We start from the raw sequence: 13,323 nt of genomic DNA, 5'->3' as shown, positions 1-13,323 counted from the left end.
CCGCCATGACGACAACAGCCTCCACACCCGCCCTCGCACCGACGCTGCCCCGCCACGCACGCCGCGTGCTCACCCTGCTGCGCCATCTGCGCCACGGCAGCCTCGACCTGCAGTCACCCGACGGCGAGATGCTGCACTTCGGCGGCCAGCAGCAACCCCGCGCGGCTATCCGCATCGTCGACTGGGCCGTCTGCGAGGCGGCGCTGAAGTCCGGCGACGTCGGCTTCGCCGAGAGCTTCGTCCACGGCCAATGGACCAGCCCCGACCTGAGCGCGCTGCTGGAACTCCTCATCCGCAACCGCACGGAGCTGGAAGCGTTGTTCTACGGTGGCTTCTGGGGCGGCCTGCTGCACCGCGTCCGCCACGTGCTGAACCGCAACACGCGCGCCGGTAGCCGCAAGAACATCCACGCCCACTACGACCTCGGCAACGCCTTCTACAAGCTGTGGTTGGACCCGACGATGAACTACTCCAGCGCCTGGTTCGCCGGGGCGCCGCAGGGCGACCTGGTGGAAGCGCAGCAGGCCAAGATGCGCCGCGCGCTGGCGGAGGCCGGCGTTGAGGCCGGCAGCCGTGTGCTGGAGATCGGCTGCGGCTGGGGTGCCATCGCCGAGGTCGCGGCGCGCGATTTCGATGCGCGGCTGACCGGTGTCACGCTGTCCACCGAGCAACTCACCTGGGCCCAGGACCGCCTGAGCCAGGCCGGCCTGGGCGCCGACCTGCGCCTGCAGGACTACCGCGACATCGCCGACGAGCCCTTCGACGCCATCGTCTCCATCGAGATGTTCGAGGCCGTCGGCCGCGAATACTGGGACGGCTATTTCCGCACCGTGGCTGACAAGCTCAAGCCGGGTGGCCGCGCCTGCATCCAGAGCATCACCATCCGCGACGACCTGTTCGACCGCTACGTGCGCTCGACCGACTTCATCCAGCAGTACATCTTCCCCGGCGGCCTGCTGCCCAGCCCGAGCCAGTTCCGCGCGCACGCCGAGAAGGCCGGCCTGCGGGTCGTCAACGAGCTGGCGTTCGGCGCCGACTACGCCGAAACGCTGCGCCACTGGCGCGAGGCCTTCCTGCGCCACGACGGCCGCGTGCGCGAACTCGGCTTCGACACCCGCTTCATGCGGCTGTGGGAGTTCTATCTCGCCTACTGCGAGGCGGCCTTCACGGCCGGCAACACCGACGTCATGCAGTTCACGCTGGTGCGCAACTGATGCTGCGCCGGGCCGCCATCGCCACCCTCGGGCTCTCGCTGCTGTCGAGCGCCGAGTGCGCGCCGGAACTCGCCGGCCTGCAGCTGCGTGGCCAGGGGCGGTTCCGCTACTTCGGCCTGTCGATCTACGACGTGCGGCTGTGGTCGGCAGAGCCCGTGGGCGCCGCGAAATGGGCCGAGCAGAAGCTGACGCTGGAGCTGCAGTACGCGCGCACGCTGGTGGGCCGCGAGATCGCCAAGCGGTCGCTGGCCGAGATGCGCCGCCAAGCCGCCGTCACCGACGCACAGGCCCAGGCCTGGCTGCAGGAGATGGAGGCGGCCTTTCCCGACGTGAAGGCCGGCGACCGGTTGAGCGGCCAGTACGAGCCCGGTGCCGCGGCCAGCTTCTTCTTCAACGGCCAGCCGCGCCGCCGCATCGCCGACGCTCAGTTCGCGCGGCTGTTCTTCGGCATCTGGCTGAGCCCGCAGACCTCGGAGCCGGCGCTGCGCGAGCAGCTGCTGGGCGGCGGTGATGGCGGCTGACTTCGCACCACGCGACGGGCTGCGCTACGGCGCGCTGGGCCTGGCGCTGGCCTTCGTGGCGCTGCCGCTTTACGTGCACCTGCCGGCGCACTACGCGACGCGCTTCGGCCTGCCGCTGGCGAGCCTGGGCGCGCTGCTGCTCGCCGCCCGCGCCCTCGACGCCATCGTCGACCCCTGGATAGGCCGGCTCTGCGACCGCGCCCTCGGCCGCCCGGCACTGGCCTGGCAGATGGCCGCCGCTGCGGTGCTGCTGGCGCTGGGCTTCACCGGCCTCTTCTTCCCGCTGCCGCGCGAGCCAGGCCCGCTGCTGGCCTGGGCTGGCGCAGGCCTCGTGCTGACCTACCTCGCCTACAGCTGGCTGGCCGTGTTGCACCAGGCCTGGGGTGCGCGGCTGGGCGGTGGCGCCGCCCGGCAGAGCCGCATCGTCGCCTGGCGTGAGGGCTTTGCGCTTGTCGGCGTCGTCAGCGCCAGCCTGCTGCCGTCCGCCGCCGGCTTCGGTCCGACGGCCCTCGTGCTGGCGGTGGCACTGCTCGTGGGCTTGGCACTGCTGAGCCAGGCGCCCCGCCCCGGCATCACGGCCGACACCCCCGTGCCGCTGGCCCTGGCTTGGCGCGTGCCCGAGTTCCGCCGCCTGCTGGCGGTCTTCCTGCTGAACGGCATCGCCGCCGCAGTGCCGGCGACGCTGCTGCTCTTCTTCATCGACGACCGGCTGCGCCTGCCCGAATCGCAGGGCCTCTTTCTGGCCAGCTATTTTGCGGCGGCCGTCGTGTCGCTGCCCGTCTGGCTGCGCCTCATCGCCCGCCTTGGCCAGCCCCGCGCCTGGGGTTTGGGCATGCTGCTGGCCATCGCGGCCTTTGTCTGGGCCGCCGCACTGGGCGCAGGCGACCGCCTGGGCTTCCTGGCCGTCTGCATCGCCAGCGGCGCGGCCCTCGGCGCAGACCTCGCCATTCCCGGTGCGCTGCTGGCCGGCGTCATCCAGCGCGCGGGCTTCGCCGGCCGCGCCGAGGGCGCCTTCTTCGGCTGGTGGAACGCGGCCACCAAGCTCAACCTGGCGCTGGCCGCCGGCCTGGCGCTGCCGTTGCTGCAGCTGCTGGGCTACGCACCGGGCCAGCGCGATGCGCAGGCGCTGCAGGCCCTGACCATTGCCTATTGCCTGCTGCCCTGCCTGCTCAAGCTCGGCGCCGCCGCGCTGCTGTATCGCCACTTCATCGCCACACCATGAACCGACGCCTGCTATTGACCACCCTTGTGCTGGCGGGCTGCGCCAGCGCCCCGACGCCCGAGGACTACGCCGCCGAGAAACCGGCGCTGGACCTGAAGACCTATTTCAACGGCCCGATGACCGCCCACGGCCTCTTCACCGACCGCGCGGGCAAGGTGAAACGCCGCTTCGTCGTGCAGCTGGTGGGGCGCTGGCAGGGCGACGTCGGCACGCTGGAGGAAGACTTCAGCTACAGCGACGGCAAGACCGAGCGCCGCGTCTGGACGATCACGTCGCTCGGTGGCGGCCGCTACCGCGGCACGGCCACCGACGTGGTCGGCGAAGCGATCGGCGAGGCGCGCGGCAACGCGCTGCGCTGGAGCTACACGCTGCGCCTGCCCGTCGACGGCAGCACCTACGACGTGCAGTTCGACGACTGGATGTACCTGATGGACGGCCGGGTCATGCTGAACAAGGCGCGCATGAGCAAGTTCGGGCTGCACCTGGGCGACGTGACTTTGTCCTTCTACAAACCATGAGCCTCAACCCGAAGCTGCGCGACTGGCAGGGCCGGACGGTCTGGCTGATCGGCGCGTCCACCGGCATCGGCCGCGCGACGGCCAGCGCGCTGCATGCGGCCGGTGCGCGCGTGATCGTGTCGGCGCGCCAGGCACCGTTGCTGAACGAGTTCACCGCGCTGCACCCCGGCAGCCACGCGCTGCCGTTGGACGTGATGGACCTGTCGGCGCTGCAGGCAGCCCTGGCCCAGATCGACACGCCCGACCTCTGCATCTACTGCGCCGGCTACTACCGGCCGATGGGCGCCACGAGCTTCGATCTCGCGGACGCCCGACGACATCTCGACATCAACTACATCGGCGCGCTGAACCTGCTCGACGCGCTGCTGCCGCGCCTGCTGGCCGCCGGCCGCGGGCACTTGAGCCTGGTGTCCAGCGTGGCCGGCTACCGCGGCCTGCCCAAGGCGCTGGCCTATGGCCCGAGCAAGGCAGCACTGACGCATCTGGCCGAGGCGCTTTACCTCGATCTGCAGCCGCGCGGCATCGGCGTGTCGGTCGTCCATCCGGGCTTCGTCACGACACCGATGACAGCGCAGAACGACTTCCGCATGCCCGCGGAGATCAGCCCCGAGCAGGCGGCACAAGCCATGCTGGCCGGCTGGGCGTCAGGCAAGTTCGAGATCCATTTCCCGAAGCGTTTCACGCTGGTGATGAAGGCGCTGCGGTTGCTCGGCGACGGCGCCTATTTCCGCCTCGTCAGCAAGACCAATCGATGACCCATTCCGACCCTCGCGCAGCGGCGCTGATCGCTCTCTTCGAAACCCTGGGGCCTACCGATCTGGACCACCTGGCGGCCCTCTACGCCGAAGACTGCCGCTTCAAGGACCCTTTCAACGAGGTCCGCGGCCGCGCGGCAGTCAAGGGCGTCTTCGCGCACATGTTCAAGACCGTGGAGGCACCGCGCTTCGTCGTCAACACGGTGCTTGTCGAAGGCGACCTGTGCTTTCTGGGCTGGGACTTCCACGCCGGCGAGTTCGTCATCCGTGGCGCCAGCCATCTGCAATTCGACGCCGCCGGGCTCGTCGTGGCCCACCGCGACTACTGGGACGCGGCCGAGGAGCTGTACGAAAAGCTGCCGGTGCTGGGCGCCTTAATGCGCCTGCTGAAGCGGCGGCTGCGGGCTACTTGAGCCAGCCTTTTCTACGGAAGTAGATGAAGGGCGCGGCGACGGACAAGAGCATCAGCACCAGCGCGAACGGGTACCCCCAGCTCGACTCCAGCTCCGGCATGTTCTTGAAGTTCATGCCGTAGATCGACGCGATCAGCGTGGGCGGCAGCAGAGCGACGCTGGCCACCGAGAAGATCTTGATGATCTTGTTCTGGTTGATGTTGATGAAACCGACGGTCGCATCCATCAGGAAGTTGATCTTGTCGAAGAGGAAAGCGGTGTGTGAATCGAGTGAGTCGATGTCACGAAGAATCTGCCGCGATTCCTCGAACTGCTCGGCGTTGAGCATGCGGCTGCGCATCATGAAACTGACCGCGCGGCGCGTGTCCATCACGTTGCGGCGGATGCGGCCGTTCAAGTCTTCCTCGCGCGCGATCGCCGACAGCACCTCGCCGGCGGCCGCATCGGTCACGTCGCTCTTCAGCACGCGCACGCTGACGGCTTCGAGCTTGTCGTAGATGCCCTCCAGCACGTCCGCCGAGTACTCGGCGTCGGCGTCGTACAGCTTGAGCAGCACGTCCTTGGCGTCCTCGATCAACGCCGGGATGCGCCGCGCCCGCAGCCGCAGCAGGCGGAACACCGGCAGGTCCTCGTTGTGGATCGAGAACAGGATGTTGTTGAACAGGATGAAGGCCACGCGCACGTTGCGCGCCGACTTGCCGTCCGGGCCCTCGTCGCCCTCGATGAGAAAGTCGGAGCGGATGTGCAGCTCGCCGTTGTCTTCCTCGTAGAAGCGCGCCGATTCCTCCAGATCCTCGTCGACGATGTCTTCAGGGATGGTCAGGCCGAAGCGGTCATGGATCCAACCCTTCTCCTCGACGCTCGGGCTTTCCAGGTCCACCCACACCGGGCGCGACTGGGCCAGATCCTCGGCGGTCTCGATTTCTTCCTGGAACAGGCCGCCCTTGAGGCGCCCGTTGTCCAGTGTGAACACATTCAGCATGCATCGTCTCCAGCAGCGCTGGCAACAGGGACGACGGCGGAGCGCCGTCCGGGGTGGCGGGATTCAGTTCAACCGTCTCACTCCGGGCGGGCGCGGCTCATGAGATCAACTCAAGGCCGAGCGGCGGGAGTGGACGGTCACCGAGGGTGATCGCTGTCCAAGAATCGCTCCGTAGGGGGAATAGCCGCGGATTATTGCACCCGCCCCGTGCGTGAAAGAAGCCGCAAAAACGAGGCCGGGAAGCCCACAAACGGTCACCGTCATCCCCTTGTCACGCAGCCGCTTCGCGCGCAAACTGGGCTCGTCGATTTCCCCACTCCCACCCACCTCCGCTACCCGAAAGACCCCTCCTCCTCCCTCCCCCTTCGTCTGAAGTTTTCTCAGTTTTCTGGTTTGTTTTCCGACCTATTCCTCTGAAAGGAGGCTTTATGAATCTGACGATCAGTGGCCATCATCTCGAAGTCACGCCCGCTCTGCGAGAGTACGTACTCACCAAGCTGGACCGTGTGACCCGCCACTTCGACCAGGTCGTTGACATCAACGTCCTGCTGACCGTAGAGAAGCAAAAGGAGAAGGAACGCCGCCAGCGCGCCGAAGTCACGCTACACGTCAAGGGCCGCGACATCTTTGTCGAGCAATCGCACGAGGATCTGTACGCCGCCATCGACCAACTGATGGACAAGCTGGACCGGCAGGTTTGCCGCCACAAGGACAAGGTCCAGGATCACCATCACGCCTCGGCCAAGCGCCTCGAGGTCTCGGCATCCTGAGCCCTGCGGCTCATCTCGGCGGCCTGCGGGCCGCTTTTGTTTTTTGTCATATGCAATCCGTGGCGATCCGCCGCAATCGGTTGTTGCTGCAGTGCCGCAAAAACCCGCATTCAGGGGTGCACAGGGGCGTTTTCCACGGCTCTAGGGTCTGCCGCCCACCCCAAAACGGCGCAGGGTTCCATAATCTGCGGCTCTGTTTGACCCATTTGCCCGGCTGCGGCCGCGCCCATCAGGCGCCCCCGATGCTCGGCCCCAACCCATGAACCGTCTCGCCGCCATCCTGCCCGCCGATAACGTGTTGGTGAATGTGGATGCGTCCAGCAAGAAGCGCGCCTTCGAACACGCAGGCTTGCTGTTCGAAAACCACCACCAGATGGCCCGGGCGCTGGTCACAGACAACCTGTTCGCCCGCGAGCGCTTGGGCTCGACCGGCCTCGGCCACGGCGTCGCCATCCCGCATGGCCGCGTCAAGGGCCTGAAAAACCCGCTGGCCGCCGTGCTGCGCCTGCAGCAGCCTATCGCCTTCGACGCGCCGGACGACGAACCCGTCAGCCTGCTGATCTTCCTGCTCGTGCCCGAAGCGGCCACGCAGCGTCATCTGGAGATCCTGTCCGAGATCGCCGAGATGCTGTCCGACCGCGAATTGCGCGAGCAGCTCAAGGCCGAACCGGATGCCGCCACGCTGCACAAGCTGATTGCGGCCTGGGAACCGCTGAAATCCGTCGCCTGAAGCCCCAGTTCGGCGCTTCGCGTAAACCCTTAGCGACTGACCTCTCGACTTGAAACCGACCTCCATCAGCGCCGAGCGGCTGTTTGAAGAGCACCGCGAGGCCCTCCGCTGGGAATGGATTGCCGGGCACGCCCACCCGGAGCGCCGCTTCGACGAGGCCGCCGTGCGCGATGCGCAGAGCGCGGCCGACCTGGTCGGCTACCTGAACTACATCCATCCCTACCGGGTGCAGATCGTCGGCCGCCGTGAAGTGGCCTACCTGAACCAGGAGGGCACCGACGTCCAGGACCGCCGCATCTCCCGCATCGTCACGCTGGAGCCGCCGGTCCTCATCGTCGCCGACGACACCGTGCCGCCGCCGCGCCTGGTGGCCATGTGCGACCGAGCCGAGATTCCGCTGTTCCGCACGAAGGAATCCGCCGGCCATGTCATCGATCTGGTGCGCGGCTACCTGTCGCAGCTGTTCGCCAACCGCACGACCCGCCACGGCGTCTTCATGGACATCCTGGGCCTCGGGGTGCTGCTGACGGGTGAATCGGGCCTGGGCAAGAGCGAACTCGGCCTGGAGCTGATCTCGCGCGGCCATGGCCTGGTGGCCGACGACGCTGTCGACTTCTTCCGCATCGCCCAGACCGCCATCGAGGGCCGCTGCCCCGAGCTGCTGCTGAACCTGCTGGAAGTGCGCGGCATCGGCCTGCTGGACATCAAGTCCATCTTTGGCGAGACCGCCGTGCGCCGCAAGATGCGCCTGAAGCTCATCGTGCACCTGGTGCGCAAGGAGACGATGGAGCGCGACTTCGAGCGCCTGCCCTACGAGCCGCTGTACGAGGACGTGCTGGGCATGCCGGTGCGCAAGGTCGTCATCGCCGTGGACGCGGGCCGCAACCTGGCCGTGCTGGTGGAAGCCGCCGTGCGCAACACCATCCTGCAGCTGCGCGGCATCGATACCTACAAGGAATTCGTCGAGCGCCACCAGCGCGCCATCGACAACGGTTCAATGGATTGAACCCGTTGAACGGCTTCAGCGACATCGCCCGCCTGCTCGTCCTCAACACGGACAGCTACAAGACCAGCCACTGGCTGCAATACCCGCCGGGCACGCAGACCGTCTTCAGCTACATCGAAGCCCGCGGCGGCTCGCTGCCGTACACCGTGTTCTTCGGCCTGCAGGCGCTGCTGAAGGAGTACTTCACCAAGCCCGTCACGGCCGACGACGTCGCGCTGGCGGTCGACGTCTGCGCCGCTCACGGCGTGCCCTTCAACCGCGACGGTTGGCTGCACATCGTCAACGCCCACGGTGGCCGGCTGCCGCTGCGCATCCGCGCTGCGCCCGAAGGCACCGTTGTGCCGGTCAACCATGCTCTCGTCACCGTCGAGAACACCGACCCGGCCTGCTGGTGGCTGACGAGCTATGTCGAGACGGCGCTGCTGCGCGTCTGGTACCCGACGACGGTTGCCACGCACAGCCACGCGACGCGCAGCCTCATCGCCGAAGCGCTGGCGCGCAGCGGCGACCCCGCCGGCCTGCCCTTCAAGCTGCATGACTTCGGCGCGCGTGGCGTGTCGTCACTGGAGTCGGCCATGCTGGGCGGCATGGCGCATCTCGTGAACTTCCAGGGCACGGACACGATGACGGCCCTGCTCGGTGCGCGCCTGTACTACGGCGAGCCCATGGCCGGCTTCTCCATCCCGGCCGCCGAGCACAGCACCATCACGGCCTGGGGTCGCGACGGCGAGCTGGCCGCCTACCGCAACATGCTGCGTCAGTTCGGCAAGCCCGGCGCGCTGCTGGCCGTCGTGTCCGACTCCTACGACCTCGACGTCGCCGTCAGCCGGCTCTGGGGCGGCGAGTTGCGCAGCGAGGTCATCGCCAGCGGTGCCACCGTCGTCATCCGCCCCGACAGCGGCGACCCGACGACCATCGTGCTGCGCACCGTCCAGGCACTCGACGCCGCCTTCGGCAGCGAGCTCAATGCCAAGGGCTACAAGGTGTTGCGGCACGTGCGTGTCATCCAGGGCGACGGCATCACGCGCGCTTCCATCGCCAGCATCCTGGCCGCGCTGGAAGCGGCCGGCTACTCGGCCGACAACGTCGCCTTCGGACAAGGCGGCGCGCTGCTGCAGCAGGTCAACCGTGACACGTTGGGCTTTGCGATGAAGGCCTCGGCCGTGCAGGTTGACGGCCACTGGCGCGATGTCTTCAAGGCACCCGTCACCGACCCCGCCAAGCGCAGCAAGGCCGGGCGCCTCACGCTGATGCATAAGGGCGATGTCTTCGCCACCGTGCGCCTGGACTCGCCCGGCTGCCACGAGGCTCGAACCTCAGGTGCAACCGAAGTGCTGCGCACCGTCTTCGAGGATGGCCGGCTGCTGGTGGACGACAGCTTCGCGGCGATCCGGGCCCGCGCCCGCGCTGCGGACTAGCTGCGGTTCGGGCAGTCCGTCTTCACGCAGCTCGCGTACAGCGCGAGCGAGTGTTCCTGCAGATGAAAGCCGCGCTCGTTCGCGATCGCGTGCTGGCGCTCCTCGATGCCCGGGTCGAAGAACTCCTCGACCTTGCCGCAATTCAGGCACACGAGGTGGTCGTGGTGGTGCCCCTCGTTGAGCTCGTACACGGCCTTGCCGGTCTCGAAATGGTTGCGGCTGAGCAGGCCCGCCTGCTCGAACTGCTGCAGCACGCGGTAAACCGTGGCCAGGCCGATGTCCGCACCCTCGCCGAGCAAAGCCTTGTAAACATCTTCAGCGGTCATGTGGCGCTGGGCCGCGCGCTGGAAGATCTCGAGGATCTTGATGCGCGGCAGCGTCGCCTTGAGGCCGCTGTTCTTGATGTCGCTGGTCTGGTTCTTGGCGGAAGAGCTGGTCATGGCACGTGGACCGGGGCCCAAAAGGGGCCCCGCTAGAATCCGGCCGATCATAGCCAGCCGAGCCTCGGCTGGTGCTTCCCGTCCCTTCTGTCAGCCGCCCCATGCGTCCCCTGCTTGCCTCTCTCCCGCTGCTTGCGTTGCTTGGCGGCTGCTCCTATCTGCCGACCTGGGATTCCCTGCCCTCGCTGCCTTCCGTCACTGGCGAGAAGGTGCTGGGCGTGCTGACGCCCTACCGCGTCGAAGTCGTGCAGGGCAATGTGCTGACCAAGGAAATGGTTGCCCGCGTCAAGCCCGGCATGCCCAAGGCCCAGGTGCGCGACCTGCTCGGCTCGCCGCTGCTGACCGACGTCTTCCACGAATCGCGCTGGGACTACGTCTTCACCATCCGCCGCCAGGGCACCGCACCGCAGCAGCGCCTGGTCGTCGCGATCTTCGACGGCGACAAGCTCCAGTCGCTCGACGTGCCGGGCGACCTGCCGGCCGAGAACGACTTCGTCGCCGCCATCAACACCTTCAAGCCCGATGGCAAGCAGCCCAAGCTGGAGCTGAGCGAGGCCGAACGCGGCGCGCTGCCGCCGCCCAAGCGCAGCGCCGAGGCCGCCCCCACGGCCGCCGCCGAAGGCCCGGCACCCGGCCGCGTCTACCCGCCGCTGGACGCCAAGCCGGGATCGGGCTCGTGATCAAGGTCGCCGTGATGGGCGCCTCCGGGCGCATGGGCAAGATGCTCATCGAGGCCGTCGAGGCAGCCGACGACTGCACGCTGCATGTCACGCTGGACAAGGGCGACGACGTGCGCGCGGGCCTGGCTGGCGCCGACGTGATGATCGACTTCACCCGCCCCGAGGCGACGCTGGCCCATCTGGCCGTCTGCGCCGACCTGGGTGTCAAGGCTGTCGTCGGCACGACCGGCTTCGACGCAGCCCAGAAGGCCGAGATCGCCAGGCACGCCGAGCGCACGGCCATCGTCTTCGCGCCCAACATGAGCGTTGGCGTCAACGTCGTGCTCAAGCTGCTCGACATGGCCGCCCGTGCGATGAACGAAGGCTTCGACATCGAGATCGTCGAGGCCCACCACCGCAACAAGGTCGACGCGCCCAGCGGCACCGCGCTGCAGATGGGCCAGGTCGTCGCCGACGCGCTGGGCCGTGACCTCAAGGAATGCGCCGTCTACGGCCGCGAAGGCGTCACCGGTGTGCGCGACCCGTCCACCATCGGCTTCGCCACCGTGCGCGGCGGCGACATCATCGGTGACCACACCGTGCTGTTCGCCGGCACTGGCGAGCGCATCGAGGTCAGCCACAAGGCCAGCAACCGCGGCATCTACGCCCAGGGCAGCCTGCGCGCTGCGCGCTTCCTGGCGGGCAAGACCACCGGCCTGTTCGGCATGAACGACGTACTCGGATTCAACAACTGATATGGGCGGCTTCGCGGACTTCTGGGCCCAAAGCGACCTGGTTGGCCGCGCGGTTGCACTGCTGCTGCTGGCCATGTCCGTCAGCGCCTGGGCGCTGATCCTGTGGAAGGCCTGGCTGCTGCGCCGCGCCCGCCGCGGCCTGGTGCGCGCCGTGCCGGCCTTCTGGGCCGCCGCGGGCGTGCCTGAGGGCCGCAACGCGCTGCAGAGCTTCGACACCGAAGGCCTGCTGCTGCCCCTGCTGGACGCCGCCACGGCCGAGACCCGCGGCGCCACGCTGGAAGCCGCCGGCAAACGCGAATCCCGCCTGACCCGCCGCCTGCGCGACGCGCTGCACGCGGTGCTGGCCAAGCTGCAGTTCGGCCAGGTGCTGCTCGCCTCCGTCGGGGCCACCGCGCCCTTCGTGGGCCTGTTCGGCACCGTCTGGGGCATCTATCACGCGCTGGCCAGCATCTCGGCGGCGGGCAACATCACCATCGAGAAGATCTCCGGCCCGGTCGGTGAAGCGCTGATCATGACGGCCGCCGGCCTCGCCGTGGCCATTCCTGCCGTGCTGGCCTACAACGTCTTCGGCAAGCTGGTGGCGGCCTGCGAGGCGGACCTCGAAGGTTTCGCGCACGACCTGCGCGAACTCCTCGACCACGACTGATCATGAGCTTCGGGCGCCTAGAAAGACCCGACGCGTCGCGGCCCATGAGCGACATCAACATGACGCCGCTCATCGACGTCATGCTGGTGCTGCTGGTCATCTTCATGATCACGGCGCCCTTGATGACGGCGTCGCTGCGCCTGGACCTGCCCAAGAGCGAGGCCGCCACGCCCAGCGATGCGCCGAGCTTCATCGCCGTGGCCATCACGCCGGACGGCAAGCTGCATCTGGGCGAGGACGAACTCGACGCCAAGGCCTTCCAGCAGCGCATCAGCGACCTCGGCCGCGCCAATGCGCAGCTGGAGGTGCAACTGCGCGCCGACCGCACCGTGCCCTACGGCCAGGTGGCCGAGCTGATTGGCTGGGTGCAGGCCGCCGGGCTCAACCGCATCGCGTTCGTGGCGCAGCAGCCCTCGCCTTGAGCGATCTAAGCGCCAGCGCGGCACACCCGAGCAACGCCAGCAGGGCCGTCGACGGCTCGGGCACCGCGGTCAGGAACGCACCCGACTGCGAACTCAGCGTGTAGCCGGGCGGCAGCACATAGGAGAGTTGCTGGCTGGTCGTGACCTGGCCAAACACCTCGGGGTTGCTGTAGGTCGAGACGATGGTGTAGGCGGAGAAGTTGATGTTCACGCCGGGCTGTACCTGCAGGTTGAGGACGACCTTGCCGTCCACGACGCCGGCCGTCGTCAGCGGCTGGTTCACGTCGCAGGGTTGGCCTATGCACTCGATGGAGTCCTCGTTGAGGGCGCCCGTGTCGAAGTACGTCTTGCGGCGCATGATCTCCATCGTGGAGTACAGCGTGCTCTCCACGCTGATGAAGCTGCTCAGCCACAGCGTGACCCCATCGCTCGCGCCCATGCTGGGGTCTACCGTCATCAAGGCGTCGACGTCCATGCGCAGTTGCAGCGGCACCAGCGCCGAGCCGGGGCCCACGACCTTGATCATGTCGAAGAGCTGGGCCGCGCTCGCGGCCGCCGGGCTGCTCAGGAACACCGAATGGGGCGTGGCGGCGACATTCGCGAGCATCAGGCCGCTGGCCAGGCTGGCCGAGCCCGAGAAGTCGACGGTGTAGGTGGCGTCGTCTATGTGCTGACTGCCCTGGGCCGACACCGGGCCGGTGAAGGGCGGCACCGTGCCGGGCCCGCCGAAGGTGACCGACGCCTCGGCGCCATAGGCCCACATCGGCGCGGCGAGCAGCACCAGTGCTGCGGCGCGCTGCCAGCGGGCGGGGGAGGATTCAAGGCGTGATGCAGACATGATCGCGCTCCCTG

At 68.0% G+C, this 13,323-nt stretch carries 17 protein-coding genes; 14 read left to right on the top strand and 3 right to left on the bottom strand.

Annotated features, from left to right (window positions below; all coding sequences use genetic code 11):
- Positions 1 to 5: 5 nt before the first annotated feature.
- The 6 genes from AC07V5_RS06645 to AC07V5_RS06620 are packed head-to-tail and all read left to right on the top strand — an operon-like array spanning position 6 to position 4,643.
- The gene (locus tag AC07V5_RS06645; RefSeq protein ID WP_495114842.1) at positions 6 to 1,214 is read left to right on the top strand and encodes a class I SAM-dependent methyltransferase; all 1,209 of its coding nucleotides are present in this window, start codon (positions 6 to 8) and stop codon (positions 1,212 to 1,214) included.
- Entirely contained in the window at positions 1,214 to 1,735 is a 522-nt protein-coding gene (locus tag AC07V5_RS06640; RefSeq protein WP_495114841.1) for a chalcone isomerase family protein, read from the top strand. The genes AC07V5_RS06645 and AC07V5_RS06640 overlap by 1 nt, the downstream gene beginning before the upstream one ends.
- Positions 1,725 to 2,957 (top strand): MFS transporter, encoded by a 1,233-nt coding sequence (locus AC07V5_RS06635; RefSeq protein WP_495114840.1) that lies wholly within the window; start codon positions 1,725 to 1,727, stop codon positions 2,955 to 2,957. The genes AC07V5_RS06640 and AC07V5_RS06635 overlap by 11 nt, the downstream gene beginning before the upstream one ends.
- A complete protein-coding gene (locus tag AC07V5_RS06630; protein ID WP_495114839.1) occupies positions 2,954 to 3,475 on the top strand; it encodes a DUF3833 domain-containing protein in 522 nt (173 codons plus the stop codon). Before AC07V5_RS06635 ends, AC07V5_RS06630 begins: the two co-directional genes overlap by 4 nt.
- A complete protein-coding gene (locus tag AC07V5_RS06625) occupies positions 3,472 to 4,230 on the top strand; it encodes an SDR family NAD(P)-dependent oxidoreductase (RefSeq protein WP_495114838.1) in 759 nt (252 codons plus the stop codon). Before AC07V5_RS06630 ends, AC07V5_RS06625 begins: the two co-directional genes overlap by 4 nt.
- Positions 4,227 to 4,643: a nuclear transport factor 2 family protein gene (locus AC07V5_RS06620; RefSeq protein WP_495114837.1), complete on the top strand. Its 417-nt coding sequence runs from the start codon at positions 4,227 to 4,229 to the stop codon at positions 4,641 to 4,643. The genes AC07V5_RS06625 and AC07V5_RS06620 overlap by 4 nt, the downstream gene beginning before the upstream one ends.
- Here the strand turns inward: AC07V5_RS06620 and corA are convergent.
- Positions 4,636 to 5,625: a magnesium/cobalt transporter CorA gene (gene corA, locus AC07V5_RS06615; protein ID WP_495114836.1), complete on the bottom strand. Its 990-nt coding sequence runs from the start codon at positions 5,623 to 5,625 to the stop codon at positions 4,636 to 4,638. The genes AC07V5_RS06620 and corA overlap by 8 nt on opposite strands.
- Before the next feature lie 428 nt (positions 5,626 to 6,053).
- On the opposite strand from corA, the gene hpf reads away from it, so the two are divergent.
- The 4 genes from hpf to AC07V5_RS06595 all read left to right on the top strand — a co-directional run bounded on the left by hpf (position 6,054) and on the right by AC07V5_RS06595 (position 9,549).
- Positions 6,054 to 6,395: a ribosome hibernation-promoting factor, HPF/YfiA family gene (gene hpf, locus AC07V5_RS06610; RefSeq protein ID WP_293500614.1), complete on the top strand. Its 342-nt coding sequence runs from the start codon at positions 6,054 to 6,056 to the stop codon at positions 6,393 to 6,395.
- A 259-nt stretch (positions 6,396 to 6,654) separates the two neighbouring features.
- Positions 6,655 to 7,125, top strand: coding sequence for a PTS IIA-like nitrogen regulatory protein PtsN (gene ptsN, locus AC07V5_RS06605; protein WP_477899657.1), 471 nt, complete (start codon positions 6,655 to 6,657; stop codon positions 7,123 to 7,125).
- 49 nt (positions 7,126 to 7,174) lie between these two features.
- The gene (hprK, locus tag AC07V5_RS06600; RefSeq protein WP_495114835.1) at positions 7,175 to 8,131 is read left to right on the top strand and encodes an HPr(Ser) kinase/phosphatase; all 957 of its coding nucleotides are present in this window, start codon (positions 7,175 to 7,177) and stop codon (positions 8,129 to 8,131) included.
- Positions 8,128 to 9,549: a nicotinate phosphoribosyltransferase gene (locus AC07V5_RS06595; protein ID WP_495114834.1), complete on the top strand. Its 1,422-nt coding sequence runs from the start codon at positions 8,128 to 8,130 to the stop codon at positions 9,547 to 9,549. The genes hprK and AC07V5_RS06595 overlap by 4 nt, the downstream gene beginning before the upstream one ends.
- On the opposite strand, the gene fur is transcribed toward AC07V5_RS06595, so the two are convergent.
- On the bottom strand, positions 9,546 to 9,989 hold the full coding sequence (gene fur, locus AC07V5_RS06590; RefSeq protein ID WP_495114833.1) for a ferric iron uptake transcriptional regulator: 444 nt from the start codon (positions 9,987 to 9,989) through the stop codon (positions 9,546 to 9,548). The genes AC07V5_RS06595 and fur overlap by 4 nt on opposite strands.
- A gap of 101 nt (positions 9,990 to 10,090) precedes the next feature.
- On the opposite strand from fur, the gene AC07V5_RS06585 reads away from it, so the two are divergent.
- The 4 genes from AC07V5_RS06585 to AC07V5_RS06570 are packed head-to-tail and all read left to right on the top strand — an operon-like array spanning position 10,091 to position 12,471.
- Positions 10,091 to 10,669 (top strand): outer membrane protein assembly factor BamE, encoded by a 579-nt coding sequence (locus tag AC07V5_RS06585; RefSeq protein ID WP_495114832.1) that lies wholly within the window; start codon positions 10,091 to 10,093, stop codon positions 10,667 to 10,669.
- On the top strand, positions 10,666 to 11,403 hold the full coding sequence (gene dapB / locus AC07V5_RS06580; RefSeq protein WP_495114831.1) for a 4-hydroxy-tetrahydrodipicolinate reductase: 738 nt from the start codon (positions 10,666 to 10,668) through the stop codon (positions 11,401 to 11,403). The genes AC07V5_RS06585 and dapB overlap by 4 nt, the downstream gene beginning before the upstream one ends.
- A gap of 1 nt (position 11,404) precedes the next feature.
- Complete coding sequence (locus tag AC07V5_RS06575; protein ID WP_495114830.1) at positions 11,405 to 12,049, top strand: MotA/TolQ/ExbB proton channel family protein; 645 nt, start codon at positions 11,405 to 11,407, stop codon at positions 12,047 to 12,049.
- A 2-nt stretch (positions 12,050 to 12,051) separates the two neighbouring features.
- The gene (locus AC07V5_RS06570; protein ID WP_495114829.1) at positions 12,052 to 12,471 is read left to right on the top strand and encodes an ExbD/TolR family protein; all 420 of its coding nucleotides are present in this window, start codon (positions 12,052 to 12,054) and stop codon (positions 12,469 to 12,471) included.
- On the opposite strand, the gene AC07V5_RS06565 is transcribed toward AC07V5_RS06570, so the two are convergent.
- The gene (locus AC07V5_RS06565) at positions 12,431 to 13,309 is read right to left on the bottom strand and encodes a hypothetical protein (protein ID WP_495114828.1); all 879 of its coding nucleotides are present in this window, start codon (positions 13,307 to 13,309) and stop codon (positions 12,431 to 12,433) included. The genes AC07V5_RS06570 and AC07V5_RS06565 overlap by 41 nt on opposite strands.
- Positions 13,310 to 13,323 lie beyond the last annotated feature (14 nt).

The organism is Roseateles sp. GW821-FHT02E12 (genome assembly GCF_059421665.1).
Note: the sequence above shows the minus strand (reverse complement) of the source record. Positions and strands in the feature narration are given on the sequence as shown.